The 14,360-nt window shown below is 64.1% G+C and carries 15 protein-coding genes and 1 other RNA gene; 4 read left to right on the top strand and 12 right to left on the bottom strand.

From position 1 onward, the window contains the following. Position 1: 1 nt before the first annotated feature. The 8 genes from mraY to rsmI form a co-directional block, all read right to left on the bottom strand. The gene (gene mraY, locus DOM54_RS18265; protein ID WP_110717699.1) at positions 2–1,084 is read right to left on the bottom strand and encodes a phospho-N-acetylmuramoyl-pentapeptide-transferase; all 1,083 of its coding nucleotides are present in this window, start codon (positions 1,082–1,084) and stop codon (positions 2–4) included. Between the two features lie 9 nt (positions 1,085–1,093). Continuing rightward, on the bottom strand, positions 1,094–2,449 hold the full coding sequence (locus DOM54_RS18260) for a UDP-N-acetylmuramoyl-tripeptide--D-alanyl-D-alanine ligase (RefSeq protein WP_110717698.1): 1,356 nt from the start codon (positions 2,447–2,449) through the stop codon (positions 1,094–1,096). After that, on the bottom strand, positions 2,446–3,999 hold the full coding sequence (locus tag DOM54_RS18255; protein ID WP_110717697.1) for a UDP-N-acetylmuramoyl-L-alanyl-D-glutamate--2,6-diaminopimelate ligase: 1,554 nt from the start codon (positions 3,997–3,999) through the stop codon (positions 2,446–2,448). The genes DOM54_RS18260 and DOM54_RS18255 overlap by 4 nt, the downstream gene beginning before the upstream one ends. Beyond that, positions 3,996–5,714 (bottom strand): peptidoglycan D,D-transpeptidase FtsI family protein, encoded by a 1,719-nt coding sequence (locus tag DOM54_RS18250; RefSeq protein ID WP_110717696.1) that lies wholly within the window; start codon positions 5,712–5,714, stop codon positions 3,996–3,998. Before DOM54_RS18250 ends, DOM54_RS18255 begins: the two co-directional genes overlap by 4 nt. Next, positions 5,711–6,040, bottom strand: coding sequence for a cell division protein FtsL (gene ftsL, locus DOM54_RS18245; RefSeq protein ID WP_110717695.1), 330 nt, complete (start codon positions 6,038–6,040; stop codon positions 5,711–5,713). The genes DOM54_RS18250 and ftsL overlap by 4 nt, the downstream gene beginning before the upstream one ends. A gap of 8 nt (positions 6,041–6,048) precedes the next feature. Further along, positions 6,049–7,029 (bottom strand): 16S rRNA (cytosine(1402)-N(4))-methyltransferase RsmH, encoded by a 981-nt coding sequence (gene rsmH, locus DOM54_RS18240; RefSeq protein ID WP_110717713.1) that lies wholly within the window; start codon positions 7,027–7,029, stop codon positions 6,049–6,051. A 32-nt stretch (positions 7,030–7,061) separates the two neighbouring features. Then, positions 7,062–7,412: RNase P RNA component class A (gene rnpB, locus DOM54_RS18235), an RNA gene on the bottom strand. Positions 7,413–7,577: 165 nt separating this feature from the next. After that, positions 7,578–8,432 carry a 16S rRNA (cytidine(1402)-2'-O)-methyltransferase gene (rsmI, locus tag DOM54_RS18230; RefSeq protein WP_110717694.1) on the bottom strand — a complete coding sequence of 285 codons (855 nt, stop codon included), beginning with the start codon at positions 8,430–8,432 and terminating at the stop codon, positions 7,578–7,580. 240 nt (positions 8,433–8,672) lie between these two features. Between rsmI and DOM54_RS18225 the strand changes: the two genes are divergently transcribed. From DOM54_RS18225 to DOM54_RS18210, 4 genes are read left to right on the top strand one after another with little or no spacing between them, the layout of a single operon-like run. After that, complete coding sequence (locus DOM54_RS18225) at positions 8,673–10,541, top strand: penicillin-binding protein activator (RefSeq protein WP_110717693.1); 1,869 nt, start codon at positions 8,673–8,675, stop codon at positions 10,539–10,541. Beyond that, positions 10,525–10,893 carry a YraN family protein gene (locus DOM54_RS18220; protein ID WP_110717692.1) on the top strand — a complete coding sequence of 123 codons (369 nt, stop codon included), beginning with the start codon at positions 10,525–10,527 and terminating at the stop codon, positions 10,891–10,893. The genes DOM54_RS18225 and DOM54_RS18220 overlap by 17 nt, the downstream gene beginning before the upstream one ends. Before the next feature lie 18 nt (positions 10,894–10,911). Further along, on the top strand, positions 10,912–11,505 hold the full coding sequence (locus DOM54_RS18215; RefSeq protein ID WP_110602357.1) for a phosphoheptose isomerase: 594 nt from the start codon (positions 10,912–10,914) through the stop codon (positions 11,503–11,505). Between the two features lie 5 nt (positions 11,506–11,510). Further along, positions 11,511–12,065, top strand: a complete 555-nt coding sequence (locus DOM54_RS18210) for a BON domain-containing protein (protein ID WP_110717691.1) — start codon at positions 11,511–11,513, stop codon at positions 12,063–12,065. A 91-nt stretch (positions 12,066–12,156) separates the two neighbouring features. Here DOM54_RS18210 and DOM54_RS18205 read toward each other — a convergent pair whose 3' ends face one another. The 4 genes from DOM54_RS18205 to rplM all read right to left on the bottom strand — a co-directional run bounded on the left by DOM54_RS18205 (position 12,157) and on the right by rplM (position 14,310). Continuing rightward, positions 12,157–12,651, bottom strand: a complete 495-nt coding sequence (locus DOM54_RS18205; protein ID WP_110717690.1) for a ClpXP protease specificity-enhancing factor — start codon at positions 12,649–12,651, stop codon at positions 12,157–12,159. A 36-nt stretch (positions 12,652–12,687) separates the two neighbouring features. Beyond that, positions 12,688–13,314 carry a glutathione S-transferase N-terminal domain-containing protein gene (locus tag DOM54_RS18200; protein WP_110602353.1) on the bottom strand — a complete coding sequence of 209 codons (627 nt, stop codon included), beginning with the start codon at positions 13,312–13,314 and terminating at the stop codon, positions 12,688–12,690. A 166-nt stretch (positions 13,315–13,480) separates the two neighbouring features. Further along, a complete protein-coding gene (gene rpsI, locus DOM54_RS18195; protein WP_087717922.1) occupies positions 13,481–13,870 on the bottom strand; it encodes a 30S ribosomal protein S9 in 390 nt (129 codons plus the stop codon). An 11-nt stretch (positions 13,871–13,881) separates the two neighbouring features. After that, positions 13,882–14,310 (bottom strand): 50S ribosomal protein L13, encoded by a 429-nt coding sequence (rplM, locus tag DOM54_RS18190; protein WP_110602351.1) that lies wholly within the window; start codon positions 14,308–14,310, stop codon positions 13,882–13,884. Positions 14,311–14,360 lie beyond the last annotated feature (50 nt).

Raw genomic sequence — 14,360 nt, 5'->3', positions numbered from 1 at the left:
ATCAACGCAGCTTCAATGTCGCCAGCCCCAGCAGGACCAGCATGACGGTGACGATCCAGAAACGCACGATGACACGGGGCTCCGGCCACCCCTTCAGCTCGAAATGGTGGTGCAGCGGCGCCATGCGGAAGATGCGTCGGCCGGTGAGCTTGTAGGACCCGACCTGCAGGATGACCGACACTGTTTCCATGACGAAGACGCCCCCCATGATGAAGAGAACGATCTCCTGGCGCACGATGACGGCGACGATGCCCAGCGCCGCACCCAATGCCAGCGCACCGACATCACCCATGAACACCTGGGCGGGATAGGTGTTGAACCACAGAAACCCGAGGCCGGCCCCGGCGATGGTGCCACAGAACACGGCCAGCTCGCCGGCCCCCGGCACTTCGGGTATATGCAGGTAGTTGGCGAAGAGCGCATTGCCGCTGGCGTAGGCGAAGACCGACAGCCCCATGGAGACCAGCACCGTCGGCATGATCGCCAAGCCATCGAGACCATCTGTCAGGTTGACCGCATTGGAGCTGCCGACGATGACCAGATAGCTCAACACGATGTAGAACAGGCCCAACGGGATCACCACGTCCTTGAACAGCGGCACGATCAGACTGGTCTCCACCGGACTCGCCGCGGTGAAGTAGAGGACCAGGGACGCGCCAAGACCGATCACCGACTGCCAGAAATATTTCCAGCGGGCCGGCAGGCCACGCGGGTTCTTCTCCACCACCTTGCGAAAATCGTCGACCCAGCCGATGGCGCCGAAACCCAGCGTGACCGCCAGTACCAACCACACGTAATGGTTGGTCAGGTCGCCCCACAGCAGCGTGCTGATCGCGATGGAGATCAGGATCAGCGCGCCGCCCATGGTCGGTGTTCCCGCCTTGGACAGGTGGGACTGGGGACCATCGTCCCTCACTGCCTGGCCGATCTGGCGTTCGACCAGGCGACGAATCATCTGCGGTCCCATCCACAGACTGAGAAACAACGCCGTCAACGTGCCCAGGATCACGCGCAGGGTCAGATATCCAAAAACATTGAAAGCACTTTGAAAATGGGTAAGCAGTTCAGCCAGAAAAAGCAGCATGAGTCAGATTCACCTTGAGGCATCATCACGCAGTACGGCAACGAGTCGTTCCATGCCAGCACTGCGAGAACCCTTGACCAGTACGCTGGCCCGGGAAGGAAGCTGATCCTGGGCGAAACGCTCGAGCGTCGCCCAGTCATCGAAATGACGGCCTTCGTTGCCGAAAGCCTCCGTTGCGGCACGTGCGGGTTCGCCGTACGTGCCGAGAAAATCGAGTCCGAGCTCGTCCGCCAGCTGACCGATCTCGGCGTGCAGACGCTCGCTCTCGGCGCCCATCTCGCCCATCGGACCGAGGAAACACCAGCGCGGCGCCGGCAGTGACGCCAAGGTCTCGAGCGCTGCACGCATCGCGCCGGGGTTGGCATTATAGGTGTCGTCGATCACGCGGCTATCACGCACTCCATCGATCACCTGCATGCGCCCCGGCATGCTCCGGCACGCCTCGAGCCCGGCCACGATCTCCGCGGCGTGAAGCCCCAGCGCCTGTGCCGCGGCTGCCGCGGCCAGCGCGTTGCGCACATTGTGTCGCCCCATCAGGGCCAGCGAGACACGTACCGATGTCTCGCCCGGTAGAGAAAGCGTGAAAGCATAACGCCCGCCCGCATCGCACACCAGATCATGGGCAGTGACACTGGCATCGTTCTCGATGCCGAAGTCGATCACCCGGGCGCGCCCCGCCAGGGCTCGCCATACCGGAAAATAGCGCTCCTCCCGGTCGAGGACCGCGCAGCCTTCCGCGGTCAGGCCGGCGAGAATCTCCCCCTTGGCCTGAGCGATCTGGCCCATGCCGCCAAATTCGCCGACATGGGCCCCGGTGACATTGGTAATGATCGCCACCTGCGGCTTGGCCAGCGCGGTGGTCCAGGCAATCTCGCCGAGGTGATTGGCTCCCAGCTCGACGGCCGCGTAGCGGTGCTCGGCGGCAAGTTCGAGCAGCGTCAGCGGCGCGCCGATGTCATTGTTGAGGTTGCCGCGGGTGGCCAGCGTCGGCGCTCGTCGTGACAGGATCGACGCCAGCATCTCCTTGACCGTGGTCTTGCCGCTGTTGCCGGTCACCGCAACCAGCTTGCCATCCCACTCGAGCCGGTGGGCCCGCGCCAGCAACCCCAACGCCAGCCGAGTATCGGGCACCTGAATCTGGGCCAGGGGATCGGCGATCGGACGTGAGACGACGGCCCCCACCGCCCCTTTTTCCCGCGCCTGGGCAAGAAAATCGTGGGCGTCGAAACGGTCGCCCTGCAACGCCACCAGCAGGTCGCCAGGCAGCAGCGCGCGCGTGTCGGTGACGACACGGAGCACCTCGGCGTCGACGCCCGCCAGATCGGCACCGAGGCGCGCAGCAAGGCCACTGAGTCTATCGCTCATGCGGACGTCTCCCGCAGGCGAAGGCAACGGCTCGCCACCTCGACATCGCTGAACGGCTGGCGGATACCGGCGACCTCCTGGTAATCCTCGTGGCCCTTGCCCGCGATCAGCACGATGTCCTCGTCTCCTGCCGCCGCGATAACCCGCTCGATCGCCGCTTCCCGACCCTCCACCGACCAGCTCTCCGCCCGAGCTTCCGGCGACAGCCCGGCCGCAATCTGGTCGCGAATGGTTTGCGGGTCTTCGCTCCGGGGATTGTCATCGGTGACGACGATTCGATCCGCCAGCTTCTCGGCGATGGCCGCCATCAGGGGACGCTTGCCGCTGTCACGGTCCCCGCCACAGCCGAACACGCACCACAGGGCACTGCCTTGGCGGCCCGGCAGATGGTCACGCAGTGCGGAAAGCGCATTCTCCAGCGCATCCGGCGTGTGGGCATAATCCACGACCACCACCGGCGCCTTGCCGGCATCATCTCGCGGCAGCCGTTGCATACGCCCCGGCACCGGCTGCAGCGCGGAGGCGGCTTGCCAGAGAGATGCCAGCGGATAGCCCAGGCCATGCAGCGTGGCGATCGCCAGCAGGGCGTTGTCGAGATTGAAGCGCCCCATCAACGCCAGCTCGAGGACGCCTTCGTTCTCCGGCGTGGCGACAATGGCGCGCAGACCGTTGGGAAGCGCTTCGCAATCGACCACGCGCAACGTCGTAGCCTCGCCGCCGCCGGAGGCCAGGACTCGAATACCGTCCGGCAGCCCCGCCAGCATCAGACGAGCCAAGGGATCGTCACCATTGACGACGGCCAGTCGGATCGAGCCCCGCCTGAACAGTCGGGCCTTGGCGGCGGCGTAGGCCGCCATGCTGCCGTGGTAATCCAGGTGATCACGACTCAGGTTGGTGAAGACCGCGGCATCCACTCGAGTATCGCCGAGCCGTTCCTGGGCCAGCGCGTGCGATGACACCTCCATGGCAACGACCTCGACCCCGTCGCTGGCCAGCTCACCGAGCATCTGCTGCAGGGCCAGCGGGCCCGGGGTGGTCTGCACCGCGGCGCGAACGTCGCCGGGCCGGCCATATCCCAGCGTACCGATCACCGCAGCCGGGGTGCCGAGGGCTTCCAGCAGTGTCGCGATGTAATAGGTTACCGAACTCTTGCCGTTGGTACCGGTGACACCGATCAGTTGCAGTGACTCCGGCACCGCGAAAAGCCGTCGGCCCAGCGCGGCCAACCGAGACGTCAATCCGGGTAGGGCGAGAACGCGCTCGTCGGTGGCCCAGGCTGTCGCCAGCCCCTCGGCCTCACAGAGCACGCCGGCAGCGCCGGCATCGAGCGCCCTGGAGATGAATTCGCGGCCATCGACACTGACGCCCGGCACGGCCAGGAACAGGTCGCCCTTCTCGACCTGACGACTATCCTGCGCCAGCGTCACTTCGGCTGCCGCCGAAAGCCAGGCGGCGAGTCGCTCGGGCGGCGCGGGCTTGTCCGAAGACGAGGCGACATCGGGCCAGAGTTCGGTCAGCGCGGTCGCGAGCCGCGCGGTATCGATTCTCATGGCGCGGTTTCCTTCTGCGGCGCATCGGGCGGCACGTCGAGCAGGCGCAATGCGCTGCCAACGACGCGGCTGAAGACGGGAGCGGCGACCAGACCACCGTAGTAGTCGCCCTTCTTGGGATTGTCGATCATCACCACGGTGACGATACGCGGATTCGAGGCCGGGGCGATACCGGCAAACAGCCCCCGGTACTCGGTCTCCTGGTAGCCGGTACTGGTAACCTTGCGCACGGTGCCGGTCTTGCCCGCGATCTGGTAGCCGGGCACCATCGCCAGGTGACCACCGGCGTTGGGCTGCACGATCTTCTCCATCATCGCCAGTAGCTCGTGCGCCACCGTGGCCGAGATCACCTGCTCGCTCTCCGGCTTGCCGTTGAGCTTGAGCAGCGAGGGAGAAAGCCGCTTGCCATCGTTGGCGATGGCGGTATAGGCGCTCGCCAGTTGCAGCGGCGTTACGGCAACGCCGTAGCCGTAGGCCATCGCCGCCTGGGCGCTGCGCGGCAGATTGGTCGGCGACGGCAGGCTACCGCTGTTTTCGCCGGGGAACCCGGTCCCGGGTGACTGGCCCAGGCCGAGTTCGCGATAGCGATTCCAGATCGCGTCCTTGGGCAACTCCAGCGCGATGTGGGACATGCCGATATTCGACGAGTGAAGCAGGATGCCGGCCGGCGACAACTTGCCGTAGTTACGGAAATCGCGAATGGTATAGCCATCCACCACCATCCAGCCCGGCGAGGTGTCGATGATGCTCTCCGGCGTGAACTTGTCGGAAGCGAGGGCCGCCGACATGGCGAGCGGCTTCATCACCGAACCAGGCTCGATCGCATCGGTGATGGCCTGATTGCGCAGGCCACGGACGTCGACGTCACTGCGATTGTTGGGGTTATACGAGGGCAGGTTGGCCATCGCCAGCACTTCGCCGGTACGCGCATCCAGCATGACCAGCGAACCGCCATCGGCATCGTTATTGCGGATTCCCGCCGCCAGTTCACGATAAGCCATGTACTGCAGGCGCAGGTCGATCGACAGCGTCAGGTCGCCCCCCGGCTTGGCCTCGTCGATCAGGTGGAGATCGCGAACCAGATGTCCCTTGCGATCCTTCAGCACTCGACGCTTGCCCGGCTGACCGGTCAGATAGCGGTTGTAGGCGAGTTCGAGCCCTTCCTGCCCCTTGTCGTCGACATTGGTCACGCCGACGAGCTGCGCCGCCACTTCCCCGGCCGGGTAATAGCGCTTGTACTCGTCTCGCGAATAGACCCCGGGCATCTGCAGATCCAGCGCCGGCTTGGCGGCAGCGGGCGTCAGCTGGCGACGCAGGTACATGAATTCGTGGTCCGAGTAGCGCGAAATGCGATCCTGCAGCTGCCCGGGATCCACCTTGAGCGCCTTCGCCAACAGCGTCTGCTGGATCGGATCCTTCGGCAGCTCCTGGGGGTTCGCCCATAGCGTGATCACCGGCGTCGAGATGGCCAGAGGATCGCCGTTGCGGTCGCTGATCATGCCGCGGTGAGCGCCGATGGTCTCTACGCGCAGGGTCCGCGCATCCCCCTGGTTCTGGAGAAAACTGCGATCGATGACCTGGAGATAGACCACTCGGCCGACCAGCGCGGATAGCGCGACCAGGATGACGAACAGCATGAACCAGTAACGCCCGGCGCCCAGGGGGGCATCCGGCCGGCGAGTTTTGGCTGTCGCAGCGCGTCTGGACGCACTCATGGATGAATCACCTTGACTTCATCGACGCTGGGGACACGCATGTCCAGCCGTTTACTGGCCAATGATTCGATACGGGCCGGGGAGGACCAGGTACTCTCCTCGAGCAGCAGCCGTCCCCACTCGGTCTGCAGCGAATCGCGCTGGTTCTCCAGCTTCTGCAACCGCGCGTACTGGACCCGGGTCAGGTGAGAGGTACTGATGATGGCCAGCGCCGTTATCAGCAGCGCGATGATGACCATGCCCAGCAAAGCGGAACGCAGGTCCAGGCGTCGAGCGAATGGCCAGTTGCCCACTCCCAACCCACTGCGTCGTCCTTGAACGGCCATGTTGCTCCCTATTCCAGCTTCTCGGCGACGCGCATGACGGCACTGCGCGCGCGCGGATTGGCGTCGACCTCGCTATCGCTGGCACGCATCGCCTTGCCTACCGGCTTGAGCCGCTTGTGAAGTTGATCCTCGCGTACCGGCATGCCGCGGGGCAAATGCGTATCGCCCCTCGACTGATCCCGGATGAAGCGCTTGACCAGCCGATCCTCCAGCGAATGGAAACTGATGACGACCAGCCGACCTCCCACCGTCAATGACTCTAGGGCGACATCCAGCGCGCGGGCCAACTGCCCCAGCTCGTCGTTGAGATGAATGCGAATGGCCTGGAACACGCGGGTCGCGGGGTGCTTCCCCTTCTCCCAGGCGGGATGGGCTGCCTTGACGATTTCGGCCAACTGATGGGTGCCGACGATCGGCGTTTCCTGACGCGCGGCGCCAATGGCGCGCGCGATTCGCTTGGCGAAACGCTCTTCGCCGTAGGTCTTGAAGACCCGCGCCATCTCCTGATCGCCGGTACGCGCAATCCACTCGGCCGCGCCGATTCCCGATGTCGGATCCATGCGCATATCCAGCGGCCCGTCACGCAGAAAGCTGAATCCGCGCTCGGGATCATCCAGTTGGGGAGAAGAGACGCCGACATCGAGCAGGATACCGTTCAACTGGCCAGGAACGCCGCACGCCTCGGCATGCCTGTCCAGTTCGGCGAACACGCCACGACACACCGTCAGACGCGGGTCGTCGATTTCGGCCGCGACGGCCAGCGCGGCGGGATCGCGGTCGATCGCGATCAGCCGCCCTTGGTCATCGAGCCGCGAGAGAATCGCCCGCGAGTGCCCGCCGCGCCCGAAGGTGCCATCGAGATAGACGCCGGAGGACGACTGCACGAGTGCGTCCACCGCCCCGTCGAGCAACACGCTGGTGTGGCGAAAGTCGGAACGATTCGCCGCACCGCCCTGGGGTGCCTGTGGAGCCTTGTCGCGGTGCAGCATGCGTGTCTCGGTGTTGAACGGCAAAGAATCGGAGAGGGAGTCGGCCGATAAGCCGGGTTCTGTCTAAGACAGTCATTCATCTAGGAAACGCGTCGCCACGTTTCTCGAGCAACCTACCCGGATCCAGCGCGGGCCGCGCCAAAGGATCCCTATTTGGTCTTGCTCCAGGTGGGGTTTACCATGCCACGCACTGTTGCCAGGCGCGCGGTGCGCTCTTACCGCACCCTTTCACCCTTACCGGCAGCGAATCGCTGCTTAGGCGGTCTACTCTCTGCTGCACTAGCCGTCGGCTTGCGCCGCCCAGGCGTTACCTGGCACCTCGCCCTATGGAGCCCGGACTTTCCTCCCCCGGACATGCCGGCGGCGACTGTCTGGCCGACTCCCAAGCGCGCAAGAATAACAGCCCCCCGGGACCCTCTCAAGACAGCATTGACGCGTTGGGCAAAAGCTTTTGTCACCCCCGGCAAACCGTCTCCAGACACCGACATCGGTTCGAAGCCGGCGACAACGCGATCGCGCCTCGAATCCGGTAGCGGGAAGGCACTGGCTCAAGCCTCCGACTTGATCGACAGCGCCATCTGATACCAGTGCTTGCGCCGTCCACCCAGCAACCTGACGGCGATCGCCGCCGCACTCTTGACCGCCACTTCTTCTGCCAGCAATGCGCGAAGCAGGCCCTCGCCCTCGGCGTCATCGGCGGCCCCCTCCTTCGGTGGCGCCCCCGCCAGCATCACTACGAACTCGCCCCTCGCTTGGTCGGGATCGGCATCCATGATCGCCAGCAACTCGCTGGCCGACCCTTCCAGCAGGGTCTCGAAGGTCTTGGTCAGCTCTCGCGCCAACACCACCTGACGCTCCCCGGCCACCACGGCAAGATCATCCAGCAGATCGCGAATCCGGTGAGGGGACTCGTAGAACACACGCGTCTCTTCCCGCCAGACACCCGCCTCCAGCCGCTTCCGGCGCGCCCCGGACTTGGCCGGCAGAAACCCCTCGAAGGTGAACCTGTCCGTGGGCAGACCGGCAGCGCTCAGCGCGGCAACCAGCGCGCAGGGACCGGGGACCGGCACCACCCGGCAGCCCGAACGACGAAGCTCCCTGACCAGCACGAACCCGGGATCGGAGATCAGCGGTGTCCCGGCGTCGCTCACCAGCGCCAGTTGCTCGCCGTGGAGAAGCCGCCTTCGCAGTTGCTCCACGCGAGCCGCCTCGTTGTGCTCGTGCAACGAAATCAGCGGACGATCGATACCCAGATGCCGAAGCAGACGCTGGGTGTGACGCGTGTCTTCAGCGGCAATCGCATCGACCTCCGCCAGGACGCGTCCGGCCCTGGCGCTCAGATCCTCGAGATTCCCAATCGGCGTGGCGACCACGTACAATACGCCTTCCTTTGTCTCGCTCATTCGGTACCATCCGGATTAACGTGCATTCAGAGATCGATGACCGCCAGCGGTGGCGTCGGTGTTCAACTCATCAAGGAAGCCTCCGCAAGGCGGCGGCGGGCGGTCATCGGCCGCCGGGCCGCAGCAGCCTCCAGCGGAACGGGAACAGGTCGGCGCTTCGAAACCGGGCCATACACGACCGGAGCATCCAGGATCGCTATCGATCGCGCGCGACCACTCACACGTAAAGGGAATGACACTATGCGTTACGCGCTGCGGCGACTTCTTCTGCCACTGATGGCAACCCTGATGCTGGCAGGCTGTGCGGGCCAGAGCATGATGCAAGGCATCAGCGGCCCCAGTGCGCAGGAGCTGCTGAAGCAGGCCAACAGCCAGAGCGGCCCTCAGGCCGCCGCGTCCCGGCTCGAGGCGGCGGATATCCTAGCACGCCAGGGCGATACGGCGCAGGCGCTCCAGATCGCCGGCCAGATCGACAGCACCCAGCTCGATGACGCGCAGCGCACCCGCTGGGCCCTAGTGCTATCCGACAGCGCGCTGGCCGAGGAGGATGGCTGGAGCGCGATCCGGGCAACGGATATCCTCGACACCCAGGCCAATCTCTCCGCCGAGGACCGCCAGACGCTACGCTACCGCCGCGGCCTCGCGCTGAACATGATCGGCGAACCCGAGGCCTCGGCCCGGCTGTTGATCGATCTGCAGCGCGAGAACGCGCCCTACGAGCTGAATGACGACATCTGGAAGCCCCTCTCGAGCCTGAGTCCCACGGCGCTCGACGCCCTGGTCGCGACGAATGGCGATCCAATCACCCAGGGCTGGGTCGATCTCGCTCGACTCTATCGCACCAGCGGCGGTGACATCTCCAATTTGTTCGACCGCCTGGATCAGTGGCGCAGCCGCTACCCGGACCATCCTGCCAACCGGCGACTCCCGCAGGACCTGTCGGCACTACGCCGGATCGAGGGCAATGAAATCAGCCAGATCGCCGTGTTCCTGCCGAACAGCGGCCCGCTGGCCAACATCGCATCGGCCATTCGCCAGGGCCTGGAGGCTCGCGCCAGCGATGCGCAAAACCAGGGGGAGCGGACCCCGCGCCTGACCTTCGTCGACTCCAGCCAGCAGAACATCGACGCTCTCTATGCCCAGGCCACCATGAGCGGCGCCCAGGCGGTCATCGGCCCGCTCGACAAGGACAAGGTCAGCGAACTCGAAACCCGCAGCAGCGTTCCGCTACCCACCCTCGCACTGAATTATGGCGAACACCCCCGGAACCAGGCGACCAACCTGTTCCAGTACGGCCTGTCCGCTGAGGATGAAGCGCGCCAGGTCGCTCACCGCGCCCATCTCGACGGACGCCGGCGCGCGGGCATCATGATCCCCGACAACGAATGGGGTTCACGGGTACTGGCGGCGTTTCGCAACAACTGGGAGGGTGAAGGCGGGACGGTGGCGTCGGTGGTCAGCTACGATCCTTCGGGCTCCGTCGCCACTGCGGTTCGCAAGCTCCTGAACAGCGACCCCTCGAGCATGGACATGCTGTTCCTGCTCGCCCTGCCCAGCTACGCCCGCCAGGTCCCACCGACACTGGATTTCTACTATGCCGGCGACCTCCCGGTGTATGCCACGTCACATCTCTATGAAGGCATTCCGCAGCCGCGCGCCGATCACGATCTCGACGGGGTACAGTTCGTCGATATCCCATGGATGATCCCGGATGCCGCCGTGGGCGGAACCGATGCGCTACCGTTCGTCTCCACCTACCAGCAACTGGCAGGCGAGAACGATCCGGGCCTGCTCAAACTCAACGCCATGGGTGTCGACGCCTACGAGCTGGCACGCCGCCTGCCGCTGATCCAGGCACTGCCGAACACGCAGGTTTTCGGCGCGACGGGTACGCTGCAGGCGCGCGACGACGACCGCATCCAGCGCACGCTGCCCTGGGCGGTGTTCCAGTCCGGCACGCCGCAGCCCCTGCTGACGGCGCCGGCATCCGCCCCAACCCGCTCCCCCTCGACTTCCGAAGACAACGGGCCGTCGCAGGGAAGCCAGGAGGCCTCCAACGCCGACCTCAACGGTTTCGCGCTGGACGCGGACGATGACGGCACCCAGTAACCGACGCCAACTCGGGCAGCAGGTCGAACAGGCCGCTGCCCGCTGGCTCGAAGTCCGGGGGCTGACACTGGTCGCCAGCAACCAGCATGCCAAAGGTGGCGAGATCGACCTCATCATGCGCGACGGCGACAATCTGGTATTCGTGGAGGTTCGCCATCGCCGCAGGTCCGATTATGGCCACCCGGCCGAGACGATCACTCCCGCCAAGCAGCGGCGCATCATCAAGGCCGCGCGTTTTTATCTTCATGCACACGGGCTATCATGCCCCTGCCGCTTCGACGTCGTCGGCGTGACCGGAAGCCTGCCCGCACTCGAATTCGACTGGATTCGGGCCGCCTTCGACGCATATTGACCGCTCAATAGGCATCTCATGGATTTTCAAGCACGCATACTCGACCTGTTCAACGCCAGCATCGACACCAAGACTTACGCCAGCGAGGTCCTGCCGCCCTTCATCGAGGTCGCCAGCCAGATGATGGTCCAGTGCCTGGTCAGCGAGGGCAAGATCCTGGCATGCGGCAACGGGGGCAGCGCCGGCGACAGCCAGCATTTCTCCTCGGAGCTCCTCAACCGCTTCGAACGGGAACGCCCCAGCCTGCCGGCACTGGCACTGACCACCGACACCTCGACGTTGACCTCGATCGCCAACGACTACAGCTACAACGATGTCTTCTCGAAGCAGATTCGCGCCCTCGGCCAGCCGGGCGACATCCTGCTGGCCATCTCCACCAGCGGCAACTCCGCTAACGTGGTACAGGCGATTCAAGCTGCGCACGATCGCGAGATGAGCGTCGTCGCGCTGACCGGAAGGGACGGTGGCGACATGGCGTCCCTGCTGGGGCAGGAGGATTGCGAGATTCGCGTCCCCGCCACTTCCACCGCACGCATTCAGGAGGTCCACCTCTTGGTCATCCACTGTTTGTGTGATCTGATCGACCAACAGCTTTTTGGCAGCAACGAGTGAGCCTTATGAAGAAGACCCTGATCGTTTCCTCATGCCTGATCGGCCTGCTGACACTGGGTGGATGTGCCACCGACGGCCAGCAGGAGAACTACGCCGAGCGCACCCCTGGCGCCAAGGTCGAAGACAGCAACATCCAGAGCAAGATCTTCAATGCCCTCAACGCGGCGGACGCACGCTACGGTGATGCCCACATCAATGTGGACAGCTATAACAGCAACGTACTCCTGACCGGCCAGGTGCCGAGCGACGAACTCAAGCAGCGCGCCACCGAGATCACCCGCGACGTGCGGAGCGTGCGGCAGGTGCACAACGAGTTGATGGTGTCCGCCAACACCCCGGTCAGTCAGCGCATGACCGACACCTGGATCACTGGGCGCATCAAGGCCAACCTGGTTGCCAATGAGGATCTCGATGCCAATCTGATTCGCGTGATCACCGAAAACGGCACGGTCTACATGATGGGGCTGGTGACTCAGCAGCAGGCTAGCGAAGCCACTGCGGCCGCATCCGGCGTGGGCGGCGTCCAGCGCATCGTCAAGGTCTTCGAATACCTCAACTGACCCACCCTCCAGACGCATAAAAGCCGCTGCCGAGTGATCTTCGGCAGCGGCTCTACGGCACCCGGAAGGGCCCGCTGGGCAACAAGCCCCGCTACTTGACGATGCGCAGGGATGGCTTGCCTTTCTCGGGACGACCGGACGCCTCGTCATCCTTGGTCGCGGCCGGCTCCGATGATGCGGCGGTATCGCCATCAGCGCGATTCTCGACACTCTCCAGCGTCGGCCGCCCTTCTTCTTCCAGCGCCGCCTCCTCCTCACTGGAGAAGCTCGGCATGACCGGCTCCTGACCAAACACCATGCCGACGCCATTTTCACGAGCGTAGATCGCGATCAGGGCATCCATGGGCACCACGACCTGCATCGGCTGTCCGCTGAAGCGCGCCCCGAAGGTGACTGCCGCGTTATCGATCGCCAAGTCGCGTACGGCGGCCGGCGCGATGTTCAGTACAATCTGACCATTCTGCACGAACTGCTGCGGCACCCGGACATCGGGCTTCCCAGCATCCACCACGATATAGGGGGTCTGCTCGTTGTCCAGCAGCCATTCATAAAGGGCTCTCGCCAGATAGGGACGGCTAGTCAGCATGTCAACTCCTCTCGGGCAGCTTGCGGCGTCGTCGCCTCAGCTACGCATCTCACGTTCGGTTTCGGACAGCGCCACCTTGAAGGCATCCCGCGCGAAGACACGTTCCATGTAGCTTATCAACGGAGCGATCTGCTTTTCCGGCAGCTCGACACCCAGCGCCGGGAGACGCCAGAGAATCGGCGCGATGCAACAATCCACCAGCGTGAACTCTTCACTCATGAAATATGGCATGTCTTCGAAAATTGGTGAAATCCCGGTCAGGCTCTCACGCAATTCCTTACGAGCCTTGTCGGCATCCTTTTTGGGCCCCTGCTGAATCTGCTCGACCAGCGGACACCACTCGCGTTCGATGCGATGCATCCAGAGACGGCTTTGCGCACGCGCCACCGGATAGACCGGTAGTAGAGGCGGATGCGGGAAACGCTCATCCAGGTACTCCATCATGACCTTGGATTCGTACAGCACCAAGTCACGATCAAGCAGAGTGGGCACGCTGTTGTACGGATTCAGATCGGCCAATTCGGCGTTATGTTCATCGGCCGAGACGTCCAGGATATCGACGGCCACGCCCTTTTCCGCCAGCACGATTCTGACGCGATGGCTGAAATGATCATCACTACCGGAGTAAAAGATCATCGACGATCGCTTGGCCACTACACCCATGAAACTTTCCTCGCATTAATTCAACGACCAATGGTAACACGACGGGCAACCCCGCTGGGCGCCAACCATCGCCACGCAGAGCCAGAACACCCCTGCACCACGTACCAACAGCAAAACGCCCGACTGGATAAGCCGGGCGTTTTGCGCAGACGCGAACCCCGTGGGATCAGCGCTTGGAGAACTGCGGGCGACGACGTGCTTTACGCAGACCCACTTTCTTACGCTCGACTTCACGAGCGTCGCGGGTGACGTAACCCGCTGCACGCAGCGGACGACGCAGCTCTTCGTTGTACTCCATCAGCGCGCGCGTGATGCCATGACGAATCGCGCCGGCCTGAGCGGAGCCACCGCCGCCCTTGACCGTGACGTAGACGTCGAACTGGCCAGTGGTCTCGGTCAGCTCCAGCGGCTGACGCACGACCATCTGCGCGGTGACACGACCGAAGAACTCACCCAGCTCGCGGTCGTTGACGGTGATCTTGCCGGTGCCCGGCTTGAGAAACACGCGAGCGGTAGAAGTCTTGCGACGCCCGGTGCCGTAATACTGTTGTGCCATGACGGTTACCCTCAGATGTTCAGTTCTTGCGGCTGCTGCGCGGCGTGCGGATGCTCGGTACCGGCATACACCTTGAGCTTGGCGTGCATGGCACGACCCAGCGGCCCCTTGGGCAGCATGCCCTTGACGGCACCTTCGATGATGCGTTCCGGCGCGTGGTCGATCAGTTTCTCGAACGACATGGTGCGCAGACCGCCCGGGTAACCGGTGTGACGGTAGTAGTTCTTGGCTTGCGCCTTGTTGCCAGTGACGTGCACCTTCTCGGCGTTGACGACGACGATGTAATCGCCGGTGTCGACGTGCGGGGTGTATTCCGGCTTGTGTTTGCCACGCAGGCGGCGAGCGATTTCCGTCGCCAGACGACCGAGCGTCTTGCCCGAGGCATCAACGACATACCAGTCGCGCTGCACGGTGTGCGGCTTGGCACTGAACGTCTTCATGAGTGTTTCACCAAATAAGCGTATTTGGGCGTCGAAGCAAAGGCTTCTCG

Origin of the sequence: Salinicola acroporae, from assembly GCF_003206615.1 — a bacterium.
Taxonomy (GTDB): Bacteria; Pseudomonadota; Gammaproteobacteria; order Pseudomonadales; family Halomonadaceae; genus Salinicola; species Salinicola acroporae.
Note: the sequence above shows the minus strand (reverse complement) of the source record. Positions and strands in the feature narration are given on the sequence as shown.